The sequence below is a fragment of the Hydrogenophaga sp. Root209 genome, assembly GCF_001428625.1.
Taxonomy (GTDB): domain Bacteria; phylum Pseudomonadota; class Gammaproteobacteria; order Burkholderiales; family Burkholderiaceae_C; genus Hydrogenophaga.
Window position 1 is genome coordinate 125,239 of record NZ_LMIE01000029.1, and the last position, 15,500, is coordinate 140,738.

A 15,500-nucleotide genomic window follows, 5' to 3' on the forward strand; every position below is an offset into this window, starting at 1 on the left:
GGCCTGTTGCCGGAAGCGTTCGAGGAGGTCCTTCACGGGCGTCTCCTGCGTCGGGTCACTCACGCGTCGTGCACAGGGATGCGCCGGCCCCGGTCGCGGTCCATGCGCGGCATGTCGATGCGCAACACGCCGTTGCGGTAGTGGGCCTGGGTGTGCTGGGCATCGACGGTGTGCGGCAGGCTCAGATCACGCCTGAAGCTGCCGTAGGCGCATTGCACCAGGCGGTAGCTGCCGTCACCACTCTCCTGCTCCAGGTGCTTCTCGCCCGAGACACTGAGCTGGTCGCCGTCGATGTCGATCTGCAGATCTTCCCGGTTCATGCCGGGCAGCTCCATGTGCACGATGATGCGGTCGTCCTCCACGCGCAGGTCGGCGGCCACCAACCCCCAGCCGGCACCGTCCTCCCGACCAAGGGCATCGCTGCGGCGAAAGCGCGTGAGCGCCCCGCCGGCGCGCTGGCGCAGGTCGCGCCAGCCTTGGGCCAGCGAGGCCCAGGCGTGTTGAGCGCCCCGCCGCCAAGGTGCTGTGAGCGTGTTCATGGCGTCACTGGATCGCGATGCGTTTGCTGGTGGTGTCGGCCTTCTTCGGCAGGGTCAGCACCAGGATGCCGTCCTTGTAACTGGCCTGGACCTTGCCCTCATCCACCGGGCAGGCCAGGCTGAAGCTGCGGCTGGCGTAGCCCTCCTGGCGTTCACGGCGCAACACGCGGTCGCCGTTGCCCTTTTCCTCCTTCTCCGACTTCACCTCGGCGCTGATGGTGACCATGTTGCCGTCGATGCGCACGTCGATGTCGTCCTTCTTCACGCCGGGAATATCGGCCTTGACGGCGTAGCTGCCGTCCTGCTCCGTGAGGTCGATCTTGATGCGCGGAGCCGCTTCCGGCATCTCCATGCGCCAGGGCCGCATGAGCGAGCGGAACGCATCGTCGAAGGGATCGATGGCAAAGGGATCAATGGTGCGAAGTTCATTCATGGTGATGCTCCTTGAGAACAGTGATGGTGGAATGTCCGGCACGTCCGCCACAACTCGACGAAACGCCGGCGCAAGTGGGATGTTGCGACGTTGGTGCCCCTGCACCATTGATCCAGCGCAATGCAGGCACACGCAAGGACGGACGTTGCGTCAAGCCCGTTCGCGGCGCTCGCGCAGGGCTTCGGTCTCGACCAACGAGGCCATCTCGCGCAACTGCTCGGCCATCAGGGAGAGCACGTCGTCCAGCGTCACCAGCCCGACCAGCATCCCCTGCGTGGTGACCACCGGCAGCCGGCGAATGCCCTTTCGGCGCATGGTCACGAGCATGTCCTTGATCGAGTCGTCTTCCAGCGCGCTGATCAACTCGCGGCTCATCACGTCGCCCACGGTGAGTACAGCGGCATCAAGCTCACGCGCAATCACGGCGGTGACGATGTCGCGGTCGGTGAGCATGCCCACCACCAGACGGCCCGCGCCGGTCTCGTCGACCACCACCAGGCATCCCACATGCCGCTTGCGCATGAGTTGCGCCGCCTGCACCAGGGACAAACCGCGTTCGGCGATCACCACGATGCGGTTGCACACGTCACCCGCCAGCATCTTGTCGCGCATGTTGTTCTCCTGGATGGTTTCAGCAGGCTGCGCGAGGCAGGGCTCAGGGATCGATGCGCAGTTCGTTGTCGACCCGCGTGATGCCGGGTGCCGACCAGGCCGCGCCCTGAGCGGCCACCCGCTCGGCCAGCGAATGCACCGAACCCCGCAGCACCGCGGTGGAGCCGTTGACATGCACCTCGATGCCCTTGGCTTCGCGCTCGGCCTGGCGGGTCAGTGCATCCCGGATGCGTTTGCCGATGTTGTCCGGTGTGGTGCGGGGCTTGAGAACGATAGCGTTGCTGACACCCACCACACCGACCAGGGGCCGCACCAGATTCGCGGCAGCCGCACGCTGGTATTCCCAGTCAACTTCCCCGCTGAGCGTGACCCATCCCTTTTCCACCTGGGCCTGAACACGTTCGGCCGGCACAGAGCTGTGCCAGGCGAATGCGGTCTCCACCGCGTGGGCGATCTCGGCGTCGCTGCGCTTGCTGCCGGAGGTCAGCTTGACGTCGATCTCCACCGCCACGGCACGAACGCCAGCGACGCGCTGCACCACATGCTCCACCTCGTATTTCTCCACAAAAGTGTCCAGATGGCCGGAAAGCGTCACCACTCCGTCCTTGACCGCCACACCCACTTCGGCAGCGTTGATCGAGGGTTCCCATTCGAGTTCGGCTTCCACGTCCTTCTTGAGCTGCGCATCGGATTTCATGGTTGACCTTTCTGCTGAGTCGTCAGAAGTGTTCGAAAAAAGGATGGCCCGCCATCCTTGCGGAGGGCGGGCCATGGTGAAGGTCCCCGGCGATGCCCTCTCGGGTTTAGCCGGTCTGAGGTTGCCTTCATCCCTCCATGGTGTGGGACACACACCATGAAAATGCCCCCCTCAGGGGGAATCCTCACTTGGCCTTTGCTTTCCGGTTTTATCCGGAGAAACATCGGCAATTGCAGTGTGCGCGGATGCCGTGCCGCCGGCATTGCGTACGCTCAATGAATCCTCACGTTGCGTGCCGAGATGTCCTGCGCTCAGAATTCCGGGAGGGTCGGCTCGGCGCCGCCCGACTCGCCGTGGCCTCGTGGCTTGGGCGCGTTGGCAATCATGCAGTCGGTGGTGAGCACCAGCGCAGCGATCGAGCCCGCGTTCTGCAGCGCCAGCCGTGTCACCTTGGCCGGGTCGATCACCCCCATCTGCAGCATGTCGCCATAGACCAGCGTGGCAGCGTTGTAGCCGTGGTTGATCTCGGGGGCGTCTTCCACCCGCTGCACCACCACCGAGGGCTCCACACCGGCGTTGGCCGCGATGCAGCGCAGCGGCTCCTGCAAGGCCTGCTCGACCAGACGGATACCCGAGTCGTGGTCGAGTGTGGGTCCGTGCAGGCCCTGCAAGACGCGGCGGGCCCGCAGCAGCGCCACACCGCCACCGGGCACCACGCCCTCCTCGATCGCGGCGCGCGTGGCGTGCAGCGCATCTTCCACGCGGATCTTGCGCTCCTTCAGTTCGGTTTCGGTGGCCGCACCAACCTTGATCAGGGCCACGCCCCCCGAGAGTTTGGCGATGCGCTCGTCCAGTTTCTCGCGGTCGTAGTCGGAGGTGGTGGTCGTGCGTTCCTGGCGCAGGTTGGCCACCCGCTCGGCAATCGCCTGCGGGCTGCCGGCGCCACCGATGAGCGTCGTCTCCTCCTTGCCCACTTCCACGCGTTTGGCCCGGCCCAGGTCCGAGAGCTGAAGTTTGGCCAGCGACAGGCCGAGCTCGTCGCTGACGACCGTGCCACCGGTGAGCACGGCGATGTCCTGCAGCATGGCCTTGCGCCGATCGCCGAAACCGGGTGCCTTCACCGCACAGGTCTTGAGGGTGCCGCGCATGGTGTTGATGACCAGCGTGGCCAGGGCATCGCTGTCGATGTCTTCCGCGATGACCAGCAGTGGCTGCCCGCTCTTGACCACCTCCTCCAGCAAGGGCAACAGGTCCTTGAGGGATGACAGGCGCTTGTCGCACAGCAGGATCAATACCTCGTCGAGCAAGGCGGTCTGCCGCTCGGGATTGTTGATGAAATAGGGGGAGAGGAAGCCACGGTCGAACTGCATGCCTTCCACCGCTTCGAGTTCGCTGCTCAGGCCGGAGCCGTCTTCGATCGAGATGGCGCCTTCGCGCCCGACCTTGTCGATGGCCTGGGCCAGCAGCTCGCCGATGGAGCGGTCGTTGTTGGCCGAGATGGAGGCCACGTGCGCGATCTCCTTGGAATCGACGCAAGGCCTGGCCATGCTGCGCAGCTCGGCCACCACCGCGTCGATGGCCTGCTCCATGCCGCGCTTGAGCTCCATGGCGTTCATGCCGCCCGAGAGATAGCGCAGACCGTGCTGGATCATGGCGTGGGCCAGCACGGTGGCGGTGGTGGTGCCGTCGCCGGCCATGTCGCTGGTGCGCGAAGCCACCTCGCGCAGCAACTGGGCCCCCATGTTCTCGAAGCGGTCCTCGAGCTCGATCGACTTGGCCACGATGACGCCCGAATTGACGATCTGCGGCGGGCCGAAATCGCGCTCCAGGATCACGGTGCGCCCACGTGGGCCGAGTGTCACCCGCACCGCATCGGCCAGCGCATCCACGCCCCGGCGGATGCGCGCGCGCGCATCGTCGCGAAACAGCAGTTGTCGCACGGTCATGATCGTCGCGGCTCCTCAAGTGGGATGGTGTGAGCAGCTTTCCATTGTTGGACCTGCGGGCACCCGCACCATTGAGCCTGCGCAATCGATGGCGGTGCGACCCGGGCGCTGCTACCATTCGGCCACGGGAACACAGCCTCCCGGATCTTGACGAACAGATGGTGTCCCATCCAAGTGCTGACAACGCTCTGGAGTTTTCCATGGACACCGCCATCCCCACCCATATCTCCCCCCGTGAACTCGCCGAGCGCATGGGCACACCCGGCGCGCCTGTGCTGCTCGATGTGAGACGCCCGGCGCGTTTCGCGGACAGCCCGCACCTGCTGGCCACTGCCCAGTGGTGCGCACCCGACGCCTTGGCGTCCTTCGCCCTCAATGGCCCCCGGCGCGAGATCGTCGTGTACTGCGTGCACGGCCACGAGGTGAGCCAGCAAGCGGCAGCCACGCTGCGGCAGGCCGGATTCACCGCACGGTTTCTGGCCGGCGGGTTTGACGGCGGAGAGCGCGGCGTGGACACCCCGCAAGACATCGCCGAATGGCGCGCGGTGAGGCCCCTGGTGATTCGAAAACGCCCCGACCTGGGCGTGGGTGGCCTGCACCCTTCCGCCTGGATCACGCGCGAGCGGCCCAAGATCGACCGCGTCGCCTGCCCCTGGCTGGTGCGCCGCTTCATCGACCCGCGGGCCGGGTTCCTCTACGTCCCCACCGCTGCGGTGCTCCCGCAGGCGCAGCGGCTGGGCGCGGTGGCGTTCGACATACCCGGCGCCCCCGTCAGCCACGAAGGCGAACGCTGCAGCTTCGACACCTTGCTGCGCGCCTTCGATCTGCATGACGACCCGGCGCTGGCCGCCCTGGCGCGCATCGTGCGCGCGGCCGACACCGACCGCCTGGAACTCGCCCGGGAGGCCGCGGGCCTGCTGGCGCTGTCGCTGGGCTTGTCGGCCCTGCACGCCACCGACGATCTGGCGATGCTGGAGGCGGCCATGCCGATGTACGACGCGTTGTTCGCCTGGTGCCGCCGCGAGGTGGAAGGACAGACCGAGCACCACAGCTGGACGCCCGACGCGTTGCAGGCGGTGAAGGCATGAGTGGCATGAGCGAGCGTCCTGCTCCTGTGTCGTTCGCCGAGGCGTTCCGGTTCTGGCTCAAGCTGGGTTTCATCAGCTTCGGGGGGCCTGCGGGTCAGATGGCCATCATGCACACCGAACTGGTGGAGCGCCGCCGCTGGATCAGCGAAAAGCGTTTCCTGCACGCGCTGAATTTCTGCATGGTGCTGCCCGGCCCCGAAGCCCAGCAACTGGCCACCTACATCGGGTGGCTGATGCACGGCACGCGCGGCGGCGTGGCCGCCGGCGCCTTGTTCGTGCTGCCCTCCCTGCTGCTGCTGGTGTTGCTGTCGTGGGTCTACGTCGCCTTCGGCAGCCTGCCTGCGGTGGCGGCCGTGTTTTACGGCATCAAGCCGGCGGTGACGGCGCTGGTGCTGCACGCGGCGCATCGCATCGGCAGCCGGGCCTTGAAGAACCCCTGGCTCTGGGGCATCGCGGCGGCAGCGTTCATGGCGATCTTCGCGCTGGACGCGCCCTTCCCCGCCATCGTGCTGGCGGCGGCACTCGTGGGCCACTGGGGTGGGCGGCGCTGGCCCCATGTGTTCGTGACGGGCGCGGGCCACGCTGGCAGCACGCAGGCCCACGCGAGCGCCCTGATCGATGACGACACACCGGCGCCGGCCCACGCACTGTTCACCCGCCGACGGCTCGTCCAGGTGCTGGCGGTCGGCTTCGGGCTGTGGTTGCTCGCCATGGCGGTTTTGCTGGCGCTGGTCGGCGTGCAGGGCACGCTCACGCAGATGGGCTGGTTCTTCACCAAGGCTGCACTGATGACCTTCGGCGGTGCCTACGCGGTGTTGCCGTATGTCTACCAGGGGGCGGTCGAAGATTTCGGCTGGCTCAATGCGCAGCAGATGATCGACGGCCTGGCGCTGGGTGAAACCACGCCGGGCCCGCTGATCATGGTGGTGGCCTTCGTGGGGTTCATGGGCGGCTGGCTGCACCAGGTTCTCGGGCCCGACGCGCTGTTCTGGTCGGGCGCACTGGCGGCCTCGGTGGTGACCTTCTTCACCTTCCTGCCGTCATTCGTCTTCATCCTGGTGGGTGGGCCGTTCATTGAAACCACGCACGGCAAGCTGATGTTCACGGCGCCACTGACCGCCATCACCGCGGCGGTGGTGGGTGTGATCCTGAACCTGGCCTTGTTCTTCGCGTACCACGTGTGGTGGCCACAGGGATTCACCGGTCCCTTCGACGCACCGTCGGCAGCGCTGACCGCGCTCGCGGCGATCGCCTTGTTTCGTTTCAAGGTGGGCGTGGTGCCCTTGATCGGGGTCTGTGGTCTGCTCGGGGTGGCCTGGCGGATGGTCGCCGTGGTGGGTGGCTGACGCCATCCCCGCCGGGATCAGTGACCGCCGGCCACAAAACGATCGGCGCGCGCAGCCTGCAACACGGCAGGCAGGCTGTGGTGCATGGCCGAGACCGGGCGGGCCCCACCGAGCCAGTCGTTGGGGGTGACGAACCACAGCGCAAGCTCGACGTCGTCGAACACCGGGCGCAGCTCGGCCAGCAACGGCGCCATGGCATCCACCACCGACGCGGTGGGCAGGCTGAACTGGAACAGCGGGAACAGCGGGCCCCAGGGGCTGTCCAGCGACACCACCGCGCGTGACACGATCCAGCGCGCGATCAGCGACACCGGCAGGGATTCGGGCAGCCAGCCCGCCACCTCGCAGCGGTGGCGGATCAGCTCGGCCAGATCGTCACCACTGACCAGCCCGCCCGTGCCCGAGAACGCAGCGGCGGTGGAGAGCCAATGGAGCGGTACCGTGGCGTTGGCGCGTTGCGTGAAGATCGAGGGCAGGCTCACCGGCGCACCGCGTCGGGCGGGCGTGTCGGGCAACTGGGACATGGATCGGGCGCGAAGCATGGGCATCTCCGGTGCGGATTTCCAGGCACGCGGGCGCCCGGCGAAGACGCAAGCCTCGGGCAAACGGCCGATCTGGTCTGTACGGTGCCAGACCGATCGACTGCAAGAACACAACACCCGCTGCCGACAGCAGCGGTTCAACAGACCGGCACGGGGTGGTCCGCCGCGCGGTCGTCCGGCGGCCCCTTGAGCTCGACCACATTGCCTTCGGGGTCGGTCAGGTAGATCGAAGGCCCTTCGCCCTCGGCGCCATAGCGCCGCTCGGTGGGTCCGGCCTCGGCTCCGTGCGCACTCAATTGGTGGCGGATGGCGGTTTCGTCAAAAGGCTCGACGCGCAGACAGAAGTGGTCGAGGTTGCGGCCTTGCCGGCCCGGGGGCGCGCCCCCTGCGCGGCCCAGCTGGCCATCGACCGGCACCAGATCGATCAGCGAGCGCCCGGCGCGCAGCTGCACCAGGCCGATGGCGTCCTGCCGCCGTTGCACCGTGCAGCCGAGCACATCGCAGTAAAAGCGCAACATGCGCTCCAGGTCGATCACGCGCAGCACCAGGTGGTCGATCTCCCGCGGTCGGATCGCAGCTCCCGCGGCGCCCGGCTCCAGCCGCCGGTGCACGTCGCTCTCGCGGGCCAGCGCGGCGTCGAAGTCGCCCAGCTGTTCGCGGTGCACCAGTCGCTTCACGTCGGCCAGCAGCGAAGGATCGGCGCCGGCGAGGCGCTGTGCGATTTCGCGTGCTTGCATGAGCAAGGCATCGTCGTCCACCACCTGCCACACCAGACCGCAGCGCTCAGCGTCGGCTGCGGTCAACTCCTGGCCCAGCATCAGCAGGCCCTTGGCCTTCTGCAGTCCCACCAGGCGCGGCAGCAGCGCGGCCACACCACCAGTGCCGAACAGGCCCACGTGCACCTCGGGCAACATGAAGCGCGCACCGCGCGCGGCCACCGCGAGATCGCCGTTGATCATGAGTTCCAGGCCCGCACCGACCACCCAGCCCTGCACCGCCGTCACCACGGGCTGGGGCGCGTGCACCAGCGCGGAGGCAAGCGCCTGCAGGGTGTCGACGAAGGCTTCGGTGGCCGGGTCATCGCGGTCCTTGCCGGCGCAGAAGGCGCGCCCCTCACCGCTGAGCAGGATCACGCGAACGGCCGGGTTGGCCACACCGGCGCGCACGGCGCCCAGCAGCTCGCGGGCCAGGTCGAGGGTCAGGGCGTTGAGGCGCTCGGGGCGGTTCAGGCGGAGCTCGAGCACGCCGGCATCAAGGGTCTGGATCAGGTGCATGGCAGGCAAATCGGTAGGGGTGAGCCACGAGGTTACACGCGGCATGGGCTGTCACAAAGCGGCGCGGGCGGCCGTCTTGCATGCGTCAACCCCTTTCACATCCTTTGATTGCCCACGGGCACCGCCACCATGAAAATCGCCAAGTCGTACACGCTCGCCGAGTTCCTTGACTGGACACGGCGCAAGATCTACATCCTGCTCTTGCTCGCCACCGTGCCCGCCACGCTGTACCAGGTGTTCGGACTGACGTGGATCGCCGCGCCCTGGTCGGTGGCCGTGCTGCTGGGCACGGCCACATCCTTCATCGTGGGCTTCAAGAACGCCCAGACCTACCAGCGCACCCTGGAAGCCCAGCAGGTCTGGTCGTCGATCACCGCCACCAGCCGTTACTGGGGCCTCATCTGCCGGATGTTTCCCACCACGCGCGCCATGTCGGCGGTGCTCATCCACCGCCACCTGGCCTGGTTGACGGTGCTGCGCCACCAGCTGCGGCAAAGCCGGGTCTGGGAATCCGCGAACAGCCCGGCCAACGCGGAGTACCGCCGCAAGCACTTCCTCGTGCCCGAGCACGAGACCACGCTGGACGCGGATCTGCACGCGCACTTGAGCGAGGCCGAGCGCCAGCAGGTCGCCTCTGCGGCGAACAAAGGGCTGATGCTGATCGAGCTGCAAAGCGAGACCCTGCGCGATCTCTATGCAAGGCAGGAACTGGTCGTGCTGCACCACACCGAACTGCAGAAAACCATCAAGGAGTTTCTCGACCAGCAAAGCCGCGTCGAGCGCATCAAGAACTTCCCCTATCCACGCCAGTACGCAACGATCAACTCGCTGTTCGTCTGGTGCTTTGCTGCGGTGTTGCCTTTCTGCCTGGTGCGCGAGTTCGACCGCCTCAACGACAGCGTGTCGGGCCTGTTCGCGGGCCACATGGTCTGGTTGTCGGTGCCGTTCAGCGTGCTCGTCGGGTGGATGTACCTCTCGCTGGATCAGGTGGGCGAGAGCACCGAGAACCCGTTCGAGGGTGGCGCCAACGACGTGCCCATGGCCCACATGTGCCGGGTCATCGAGACGGAGTTGAGCACGATGCTGGGTGAGAGCGACCTGCCTGCTGCGCCCACACCCAAGAACGCCATCGTGCTCTGACCCGGTCGCTCAGCGGTGTCAACGCCGCTGTATCAGTTCCCGTTGGCCAGCCACTTCGCCAGCGTGATCTGGCCAATGCGCGCACCCGGGCCGGGCATCAGCGAGCGTTCGTCGATGCGGGTGCCGAAGTAGAGGGCGCTGGCATCCGACACCACCTCGCGTGGGTCCTGGCGGGCCTGGAACACGCGCCGGATCAGCGCGTCCAGCGGCACGGCCTCGGGCCCGGCGATCTCGCAGGTGCCGTTGAGCGGCGCTTGCACCGCCACGTCGGCCAGCGCCGCAGCGACGTCGGCCGCGGCAATGGGCTGCAATGGCGCTGGGGGCAGCGGCACCGTGTTCCCGACGGTGCCCACGTGCGCAACCGACATCAGGAATTCAAAGAACTGCGTGGCGCGCACCAGGGTGTAGGGAACCGGGCCGGCCTTGATCAGTGCTTCCTGCGCGACCTTGGCGCGGAAGTAGCCACTCTCGGGCATGCGCTCCGAGCCCACCACCGACAGCGCCACGAAGTGGCGCACGCCGGCGCGCTCGCTGGCCGCGAGCAGGTTCTGCGTCGAGGCGCGAAAGAAGTGCATCACCGCCTCGTCCTCGAACGAAGGCGAGTTGGTGACGTCCACCACCACCTGCGCGCCGGCGAGTGCCTGGTCCAGACCCTCGCCAGTGACGGCGTTGACGCCGTTCGAGGGTGCGGCCGCCGTCACGGCGTGTCCCGCTTGGCTCAGCAGCTTGACGACTTGTTTTCCGATGAGGCCGGTGCCTCCGATGATCACGATGTTCATGGTTGTTCCTGGTTGAGATGGGGTTCAGGCGATGTCTTTTTCTGCCACCGGTGCGCGCATGCCGACGGCCATGCGGTTCCAGGCGTTGATCTGCGCAACGGCCCAGCTCAGCTCGACGATCTCCTGATCGCTGAACTGATCCTTCAGTGCGTCGAAGCTGGCGTCGTGGTCGTCGTGACCGTCCGGCAGCCGGGTCAAGGCCTCGGCCCACCGCAGCGCGGCGCGCTCACGTGCGCTGTAGAGGCCGGTCTCGCGCCAGGTGCACAGGCTGTTGATGCGCTGCCAGGATTCGCCGTGCTTGCGCAGGTCGCGCACATGCATGTCGACGCAGAATGCGCAGCCGTTGAGCTGCGAGACGCGCGTCTTCACAAGTTCCATCAGGATGGCGCCGAGGGAGGACTTGGCCGTGGTGGCGCCCACGGCGGCCATGGCCTGGTAGGGCTTGGGAGAAATCTCGGTCCAGGGGAGTCGGGGTGCGGTATTCATGTGAGGCCTTGATGAGGTGGTTGGGATACACCTCACAAGACGCTCAAGGCTGCGGGTTTGTGACAGCGAGGTTGCGCCCGAGCGCGGCGGCGATGCGAACGAGCTTCTCGGGATTGCGCTGGGCATGCACGCGCAGGATGCGTTCACCATCGGTCTCGAACGACTGCGCCGACTCCAGCGCGCCGTGGATGAAGCGCAGCAGGCCCCATTGCCCGTTGAGCACGACTACCTCGAAACGCACCGCATCGCCGTATTTCAGATGGGAGGCCAGGTAAAGCTGGGCAATGCGCTGATTGCCCATCAGCGGCACGCCGAAACTCGGCACAATGCCGCCGCCATCACCAACGAGCTGCGCGTCTTCGGCCAACAGGGTCTTGAGCGTGGCGAACTGCCCGGTGGCCGCCGCATCGGCAAAGCCGCGCAACAGGCGCAGCTGGGCCTCGCGCGGCACGATGTGGCGCGGCCGCTCGTCCTGCAGCTGCGTCCTGGCGCGGTGCACGATCTGGCGGCAAGCGCTCTCGGTCTTGCCCAGCGCCTCGGCCACCTCGCCGTAGTCGGCATCGAACACCTCGCGCAGCAGGAAGGCCGCGCGCGCCTCGGGCGCCAGACGCTCAAGCAGGGTCAGGAAAGCCACCGACACGTCGTCGGCCCGCTCCAGCAACTGCTCGGGCGACACCGGCGAATCGGACATCAGCGGCTCGGGCAGCCAGGTACCGATGTAGTGCTCGCGCTGCACCTTGGCGCTGCGCAGTCGGTCGATCGCCAGGCGCGTGGTGATGGTGACCAGCCAGGCCTCGCTGCTGTCGAGCGAGTCGTGCGGGCTCTCGTGCCAGCGCAGCCAGGCGTCCTGCACCACCTCCTCGGCCTCGGCCGACGAGCCCAGCATGCGGTAAGCGATGCCTTGCAGGCGGGGGCGCAGGCGACTGAAAGTGGCGGTGGGGTCGTTCATGAAAGGCCAGACGTGCAGGACCTCGGTGGTGTGACAACGCGGGTGGCGAAGCCTCAGCGCGCCTGCGTCGGCCCGGCCCGGCCCGAGCGAACGGGGCCGGCGCGCTGCTCGATCTGCGCTTCAAGTTCGGGGCGCAAGGCCAGCAGGAAACCCGCCTCGGTCACGACGAACAGCGGGCCAATGATCAGGCCGCTGATGTCGTCCACAAAGGCCGGCTTTCGACCCTCGAAGATGTGCCCCACGAACTGGATGACCCAGCCCACCACGAACAGGCCCACGCCCAGGGTGGCCCATGCGCCCAGCGACAGCGGCGCCGTGGCCTGCGCGAGCGACAGGCAGCCCAGCAGCAGCGCACCCATGACGGCACCCAGGCGCAGGTCCAGACGGAGGTAGTACAGCGTGGCCGCGATCACGGCCAGCGTGGCGAGAGACACCGGCAGGCCCGCCACGATGAAGGATGGACGCGCCAGCAGCACCACCACCGACAGCACGATCATGGGAATGCCCACGAAGTGGGTCACGATGTTGCGGCGGTCGCGGTGGTAGGTGGCGTACTGGCTGAGGTGGTCGGTGAGGGTTTTCATGTCGGTTCTCCTCGGGCGTCGGGCCCGGCGGACATTGTCGCCAGAGCAAGCCGCGCTGGCCATGGGGTATGCGAGCCCCCCGCTGGGCGGGGCGGGCATGCGTGCCATCATGGCGGGCTGCTCCTCGTGCCACACCGTGCTGCCCATCCTGTACTCCTTTCGCCGCTGCCCTTACGCCATCCGCGCGCGCCTGGCGCTGTGCCAGGCCGGCGTGGCCGTGGAGCTGCGCGAGGTGGCGCTTTCCAGCAAGCCAGCCGAGCTGCTGGAGGCGTCTGCGGCCGGCACGGTACCGGTGCTGCAGATCACATCCGGCCAGGTGATCGCGCAAAGCCTGGACATCATGCGATGGGCCCTGGGGCAGCGCGACCCGCAAGGCTGGTTGGTGCATGCCGATTCGTCCGACCACGCCGCGCTGATCGACACCTGCGATGGTGCATTCAAGCAGGCGCTGGACGGCTACAAGTACGCCGAGCGCCACCCGCAACGCAGCGCACACGCATGGCGTGACGAAGCGGTGCGTTGCTTGGTCGCCCCACTCGAAGGCCACCTGGCCGAAGCCCCGCAGCTCGGCGGCGCGCGGCCCTGTCTGACGGACGCTGCGATCTTCCCGTTCGTGCGCCAGTTCGCCGCGGTGGACGCCGCGTGGTGGGCCGCGTCGCCGTGGGCGGCCACACGGCGCTGGCACGACGCGTGGGCGGGCAGCGCGCTGATGGCCGCCTGCATGCACAAGGTCCCCCGTTGGCAGCCGGGCGCTCCCCCGAGCGTGTTCCCGCCGGGTGCGCCGTGAGCTCGGAAGCCTTGACGCCGCCAGACACGCTGCGGGTTGCCGTGCGCGTGCTGTGCGCGTTCACCGCCCAGGCTGGCGACCTGGACTTGCGCTTCACGCCTTCGCCCACGGCGCAGGACGGCGTGGCCGGCCACGAGGCCGTGACCGCGCGCCGCCCCGCGCCCTACCAGCGCGAAGTGCCGCTGCGCTCGCGCTGCGGCGATCTGCTGGTGCAGGGCCGCGCCGACGGATTCGACCCCACGGGCCCGCGGCTCGAAGAGATCAAGACCCACCGCGGCGACGTGGCGCTGGTCCGTGACAACCACCGAGCCCTGCACTGGGCGCAGGCGCGGGTGTACGCGTGGATGCTGTGCGAGCACCTCGCGCTGGAGCGCATCGAGGTCGCGCTGGTCTACTTCAACATCGACACCCACACCGACACCGCGCTGACGGCCTGGCACACCGCCGACGAACTGCGCCAGCATTTCCACGACCTGTGCGCGCGCTACATCCGCTGGGCACGCGGTGAGCAGACCCATCGGCTGGCGCGCGACGCGCAACTGCAGACGCTGAGCTTTCCCTTCGACGGCTTTCGCGCGGGCCAGCGCGATCTGGCCGGCGCCACTTACCGCACGCACAGCCATGGACGCCACCTGCTGGTGCAGGCGCCCACCGGCATCGGCAAGACCATGGCCACGCTGTTCGGCGCGCTCAGGGCCATGCCCGCGCAGGGCACCGACAAACTGCTCTACCTCACCGCCAAGACCCCCGGCCGCCAACTCGCGCTCGATGCCTTGCGGCGGCTTCAACCCGATGCGCCCGCCGGCCGCCTGCGGGTGCTCGAGCGCGTGGCGCGCGAGAAGGCCTGCGAGCACCCCGACAAAGCCTGCCACGGCGATGCCTGCCCGCTGGCCAAGGGCTTCTACGACCGGCTGCCGCAGGCCCGCGACGAGGCCGCGCAGGCCGCCTGGCTCGATCAGGCCGGGCTGCGCTCGGTGGCCCTGACGCACAACATCTGCCCCTACTACCTCGGCCAGGACATGCTGCGCTGGAGCGATGTGGTGGTGGGCGACTTCAACCACTTTTTCGACCTCAGCGCGCACGCCTGGGCGCTCACCGTGGGCGAGCCCTGGCGCGTGGGCCTGTTGCTGGACGAGGCGCACAACCTCGTCGAGCGGGCGCGGCAGATGTACAGCGCCGAACTCGATCCCTCGATGCTCGCGGCGCTGCGCAAGGCGCCGCCGGCGGGCTTGAAAGCTTCGCTGGACCGCCTGCACCGCTTCTGGGGCACCCTGGGCCGGGCGCAGGTGGTCGAACAAGCACTGCTGAGCGAGCTGCCCGATGGTCTGGTGGGCGCGCTGCAGCAGCACACCGCCGACCTCTCCGGGCACCTGGCGCTGGACGCGACGGCGCCCGACGTGCGCGTGCAGGCCTGGCTGTTCGAGGTGTTGCACTTCCTGCGCGTAGCCGAGGTGTTTGGCGACCACTCACTGGTGGAAATCACGCACGCTGGCGCAGCAGTGCGCGGGCGCTCGCCCCGCCCACGGCTGGCCATTCGCAACCTGGTGCCCGCGCCCCACCTGCAGGCACGCTGGCTGGCGGCACACAGCGCCACCCTGTTCTCGGCCACGCTCAGCCCCATGGACCACGCGATCGACCTGCTCGGGTTGCCGGCGGACTGCGCGCGGCTGGAGGTGCCCTCGCCGTTCGACCCGGCGCAACTGACGGTGCATGTCACGCCGCACATTTCGACGCGCTTCAACGACCGCGCCGCGTCGCTGGACGACGTGGTTGCCGTGATGGCCGCGCAGTACCGGGCCTTGCCCGGCAACTACCTGGCCTTCTTCAGCAGCTTCGACTACCTGCAACAGGCGCTGGCGCGTTTCGGAGCGGCGCACCCGGACATTGCCGCGTGGTCGCAGTCGCGTGGCATGGCGGAGCTTGATCGCAACGCCTTTGTGGCGCGCTTCACCGAACACAGCCAGGGCATCGGCTTCGCAGTGCTGGGGGGCGCCTTTGGCGAAGGCATCGATCTGCCGGGCCAGCGGCTCATCGGCGCCTTCATCGCCACGCTGGGCTTGCCCCAGGTGAACCCCCTGAACGAGCAACTGCGCGCGCGGCTGCAGGCCCGTTTTGGCCGCGGCTACGACTACGCCTACCTGGTCCCCGGTCTGCAGAAGGTGGTGCAGGCCGCCGGCCGCGTGATCCGCGGACCCGACGACCGGGGTGTGGTGGTGCTGATGGACGACCGCTTTGCCCGCCCCGAGGTGCGCGGCCTGCTGCCCCCGTGGTGGCGGGTCGGCCGTGGTTGAACGGCTC

Annotated in this window: 16 protein-coding genes and 1 pseudogene; 5 read left to right on the plus strand and 12 right to left on the minus strand. The window is 68.0% G+C overall.

Going from position 1 to position 15,500, the window contains the following annotated elements; translation table 11 throughout:
• Positions 1-59 precede the first annotated feature (59 nt).
• The 5 genes from ASE11_RS14105 to groL all read right to left on the minus strand — a co-directional run bounded on the left by ASE11_RS14105 (position 60) and on the right by groL (position 4,227).
• Positions 60-539 (minus strand): Hsp20/alpha crystallin family protein, encoded by a 480-nt coding sequence (locus ASE11_RS14105; protein ID WP_056272590.1) that lies wholly within the window; start codon positions 537-539, stop codon positions 60-62.
• A gap of 4 nt (positions 540-543) precedes the next feature.
• Entirely contained in the window at positions 544-972 is a 429-nt protein-coding gene (locus tag ASE11_RS14110; protein ID WP_056272592.1) for an Hsp20/alpha crystallin family protein, read from the minus strand.
• Positions 973-1,122: 150 nt separating this feature from the next.
• The gene (locus ASE11_RS14115) at positions 1,123-1,584 is read right to left on the minus strand and encodes a CBS domain-containing protein (protein WP_056272594.1); all 462 of its coding nucleotides are present in this window, start codon (positions 1,582-1,584) and stop codon (positions 1,123-1,125) included.
• Positions 1,585-1,627: 43 nt separating this feature from the next.
• On the minus strand, positions 1,628-2,281 hold the full coding sequence (locus ASE11_RS14120; RefSeq protein ID WP_056272597.1) for a BON domain-containing protein: 654 nt from the start codon (positions 2,279-2,281) through the stop codon (positions 1,628-1,630).
• A gap of 311 nt (positions 2,282-2,592) precedes the next feature.
• Positions 2,593-4,227 carry a chaperonin GroEL gene (gene groL, locus ASE11_RS14125; protein ID WP_056272601.1) on the minus strand — a complete coding sequence of 545 codons (1,635 nt, stop codon included), beginning with the start codon at positions 4,225-4,227 and terminating at the stop codon, positions 2,593-2,595.
• 200 nt (positions 4,228-4,427) lie between these two features.
• On the opposite strand from groL, the gene ASE11_RS14130 reads away from it, so the two are divergent.
• Positions 4,428-5,315 (plus strand): chromate resistance protein ChrB domain-containing protein, encoded by an 888-nt coding sequence (locus ASE11_RS14130; RefSeq protein ID WP_056272604.1) that lies wholly within the window; start codon positions 4,428-4,430, stop codon positions 5,313-5,315.
• Positions 5,312-6,661: a chromate efflux transporter gene (gene chrA / locus ASE11_RS14135; RefSeq protein WP_156406363.1), complete on the plus strand. Its 1,350-nt coding sequence runs from the start codon at positions 5,312-5,314 to the stop codon at positions 6,659-6,661. Before ASE11_RS14130 ends, chrA begins: the two co-directional genes overlap by 4 nt.
• 17 nt (positions 6,662-6,678) lie before the next feature.
• Here chrA and ASE11_RS14140 read toward each other — a convergent pair whose 3' ends face one another.
• From ASE11_RS14140 to ASE11_RS26670, 3 genes and pseudogenes are all read right to left on the minus strand, one after another.
• A complete protein-coding gene (locus ASE11_RS14140; protein WP_156406364.1) occupies positions 6,679-7,203 on the minus strand; it encodes a hypothetical protein in 525 nt (174 codons plus the stop codon).
• A gap of 137 nt (positions 7,204-7,340) precedes the next feature.
• Positions 7,341-7,721 carry a VOC family protein gene (locus tag ASE11_RS26665; protein WP_056274155.1) on the minus strand — a complete coding sequence of 127 codons (381 nt, stop codon included), beginning with the start codon at positions 7,719-7,721 and terminating at the stop codon, positions 7,341-7,343.
• A 99-nt stretch (positions 7,722-7,820) separates the two neighbouring features.
• Positions 7,821-8,522: pseudogene (locus ASE11_RS26670) on the minus strand (enoyl-CoA hydratase/isomerase family protein); the annotation flags it as partial.
• Positions 8,523-8,606: 84 nt separating this feature from the next.
• Between ASE11_RS26670 and ASE11_RS14150 the strand changes: the two are divergent.
• Entirely contained in the window at positions 8,607-9,617 is a 1,011-nt protein-coding gene (locus ASE11_RS14150) for a bestrophin family protein (RefSeq protein ID WP_056274166.1), read from the plus strand.
• 32 nt (positions 9,618-9,649) lie between these two features.
• Here ASE11_RS14150 and ASE11_RS14155 read toward each other — a convergent pair whose 3' ends face one another.
• Genes ASE11_RS14155 through ASE11_RS14170 form a run of 4 tightly spaced genes read right to left on the minus strand, consistent with a single transcriptional unit; the run spans position 9,650 to position 12,415 of the window.
• Positions 9,650-10,396, minus strand: a complete 747-nt coding sequence (locus ASE11_RS14155) for an SDR family oxidoreductase (protein ID WP_056272615.1) — start codon at positions 10,394-10,396, stop codon at positions 9,650-9,652.
• 24 nt (positions 10,397-10,420) lie between these two features.
• Positions 10,421-10,882 (minus strand): carboxymuconolactone decarboxylase family protein, encoded by a 462-nt coding sequence (locus tag ASE11_RS14160; RefSeq protein ID WP_056272619.1) that lies wholly within the window; start codon positions 10,880-10,882, stop codon positions 10,421-10,423.
• Positions 10,883-10,925: 43 nt separating this feature from the next.
• Positions 10,926-11,831 carry an RNA polymerase sigma-70 factor gene (locus tag ASE11_RS14165; RefSeq protein WP_056272623.1) on the minus strand — a complete coding sequence of 302 codons (906 nt, stop codon included), beginning with the start codon at positions 11,829-11,831 and terminating at the stop codon, positions 10,926-10,928.
• A gap of 53 nt (positions 11,832-11,884) precedes the next feature.
• Positions 11,885-12,415 carry a DUF962 domain-containing protein gene (locus tag ASE11_RS14170; RefSeq protein ID WP_056272627.1) on the minus strand — a complete coding sequence of 177 codons (531 nt, stop codon included), beginning with the start codon at positions 12,413-12,415 and terminating at the stop codon, positions 11,885-11,887.
• Between ASE11_RS14170 and ASE11_RS14175 the strand changes: the two genes are divergently transcribed.
• Entirely contained in the window at positions 12,414-13,202 is a 789-nt protein-coding gene (locus tag ASE11_RS14175; protein WP_235501305.1) for a glutathione S-transferase N-terminal domain-containing protein, read from the plus strand. The genes ASE11_RS14170 and ASE11_RS14175 overlap by 2 nt on opposite strands.
• The gene (locus ASE11_RS14180; protein WP_056274174.1) at positions 13,199-15,493 is read left to right on the plus strand and encodes a helicase C-terminal domain-containing protein; all 2,295 of its coding nucleotides are present in this window, start codon (positions 13,199-13,201) and stop codon (positions 15,491-15,493) included. Before ASE11_RS14175 ends, ASE11_RS14180 begins: the two co-directional genes overlap by 4 nt.
• Positions 15,494-15,500: the final 7 nt, after the last annotated feature.

Coding starts and splice junctions, on each gene's coding strand:
- ASE11_RS14160 (WP_056272619.1), bottom strand. CDS start 10,882: ATGAATACCGCACCCCGACTCCCCTGGACCGAGATTTCTCCCAAGCCC.
- ASE11_RS14165 (WP_056272623.1), bottom strand. CDS start 11,831: ATGAACGACCCCACCGCCACTTTCAGTCGCCTGCGCCCCCGCCTGCAA.
- groL (WP_056272601.1), bottom strand. CDS start 4,227: ATGACCGTGCGACAACTGCTGTTTCGCGACGATGCGCGCGCGCGCATC.
- ASE11_RS14175 (WP_235501305.1), top strand. CDS start 12,414: ATGTCGGTTCTCCTCGGGCGTCGGGCCCGGCGGACATTGTCGCCAGAG.
- ASE11_RS14120 (WP_056272597.1), bottom strand. CDS start 2,281: ATGAAATCCGATGCGCAGCTCAAGAAGGACGTGGAAGCCGAACTCGAA.
- ASE11_RS14170 (WP_056272627.1), bottom strand. CDS start 12,415: ATGAAAACCCTCACCGACCACCTCAGCCAGTACGCCACCTACCACCGC.
- ASE11_RS14150 (WP_056274166.1), top strand. CDS start 8,607: ATGAAAATCGCCAAGTCGTACACGCTCGCCGAGTTCCTTGACTGGACA.
- ASE11_RS14155 (WP_056272615.1), bottom strand. CDS start 10,396: ATGAACATCGTGATCATCGGAGGCACCGGCCTCATCGGAAAACAAGTC.
- ASE11_RS14140 (WP_156406364.1), bottom strand. CDS start 7,203: ATGCTTCGCGCCCGATCCATGTCCCAGTTGCCCGACACGCCCGCCCGA.
- ASE11_RS14110 (WP_056272592.1), bottom strand. CDS start 972: ATGAATGAACTTCGCACCATTGATCCCTTTGCCATCGATCCCTTCGAC.
- ASE11_RS14105 (WP_056272590.1), bottom strand. CDS start 539: ATGAACACGCTCACAGCACCTTGGCGGCGGGGCGCTCAACACGCCTGG.
- ASE11_RS26665 (WP_056274155.1), bottom strand. CDS start 7,721: ATGTTGCGCTTTTACTGCGATGTGCTCGGCTGCACGGTGCAACGGCGG.
- ASE11_RS14115 (WP_056272594.1), bottom strand. CDS start 1,584: ATGCGCGACAAGATGCTGGCGGGTGACGTGTGCAACCGCATCGTGGTG.
- ASE11_RS14130 (WP_056272604.1), top strand. CDS start 4,428: ATGGACACCGCCATCCCCACCCATATCTCCCCCCGTGAACTCGCCGAG.
- chrA (WP_156406363.1), top strand. CDS start 5,312: ATGAGTGGCATGAGCGAGCGTCCTGCTCCTGTGTCGTTCGCCGAGGCG.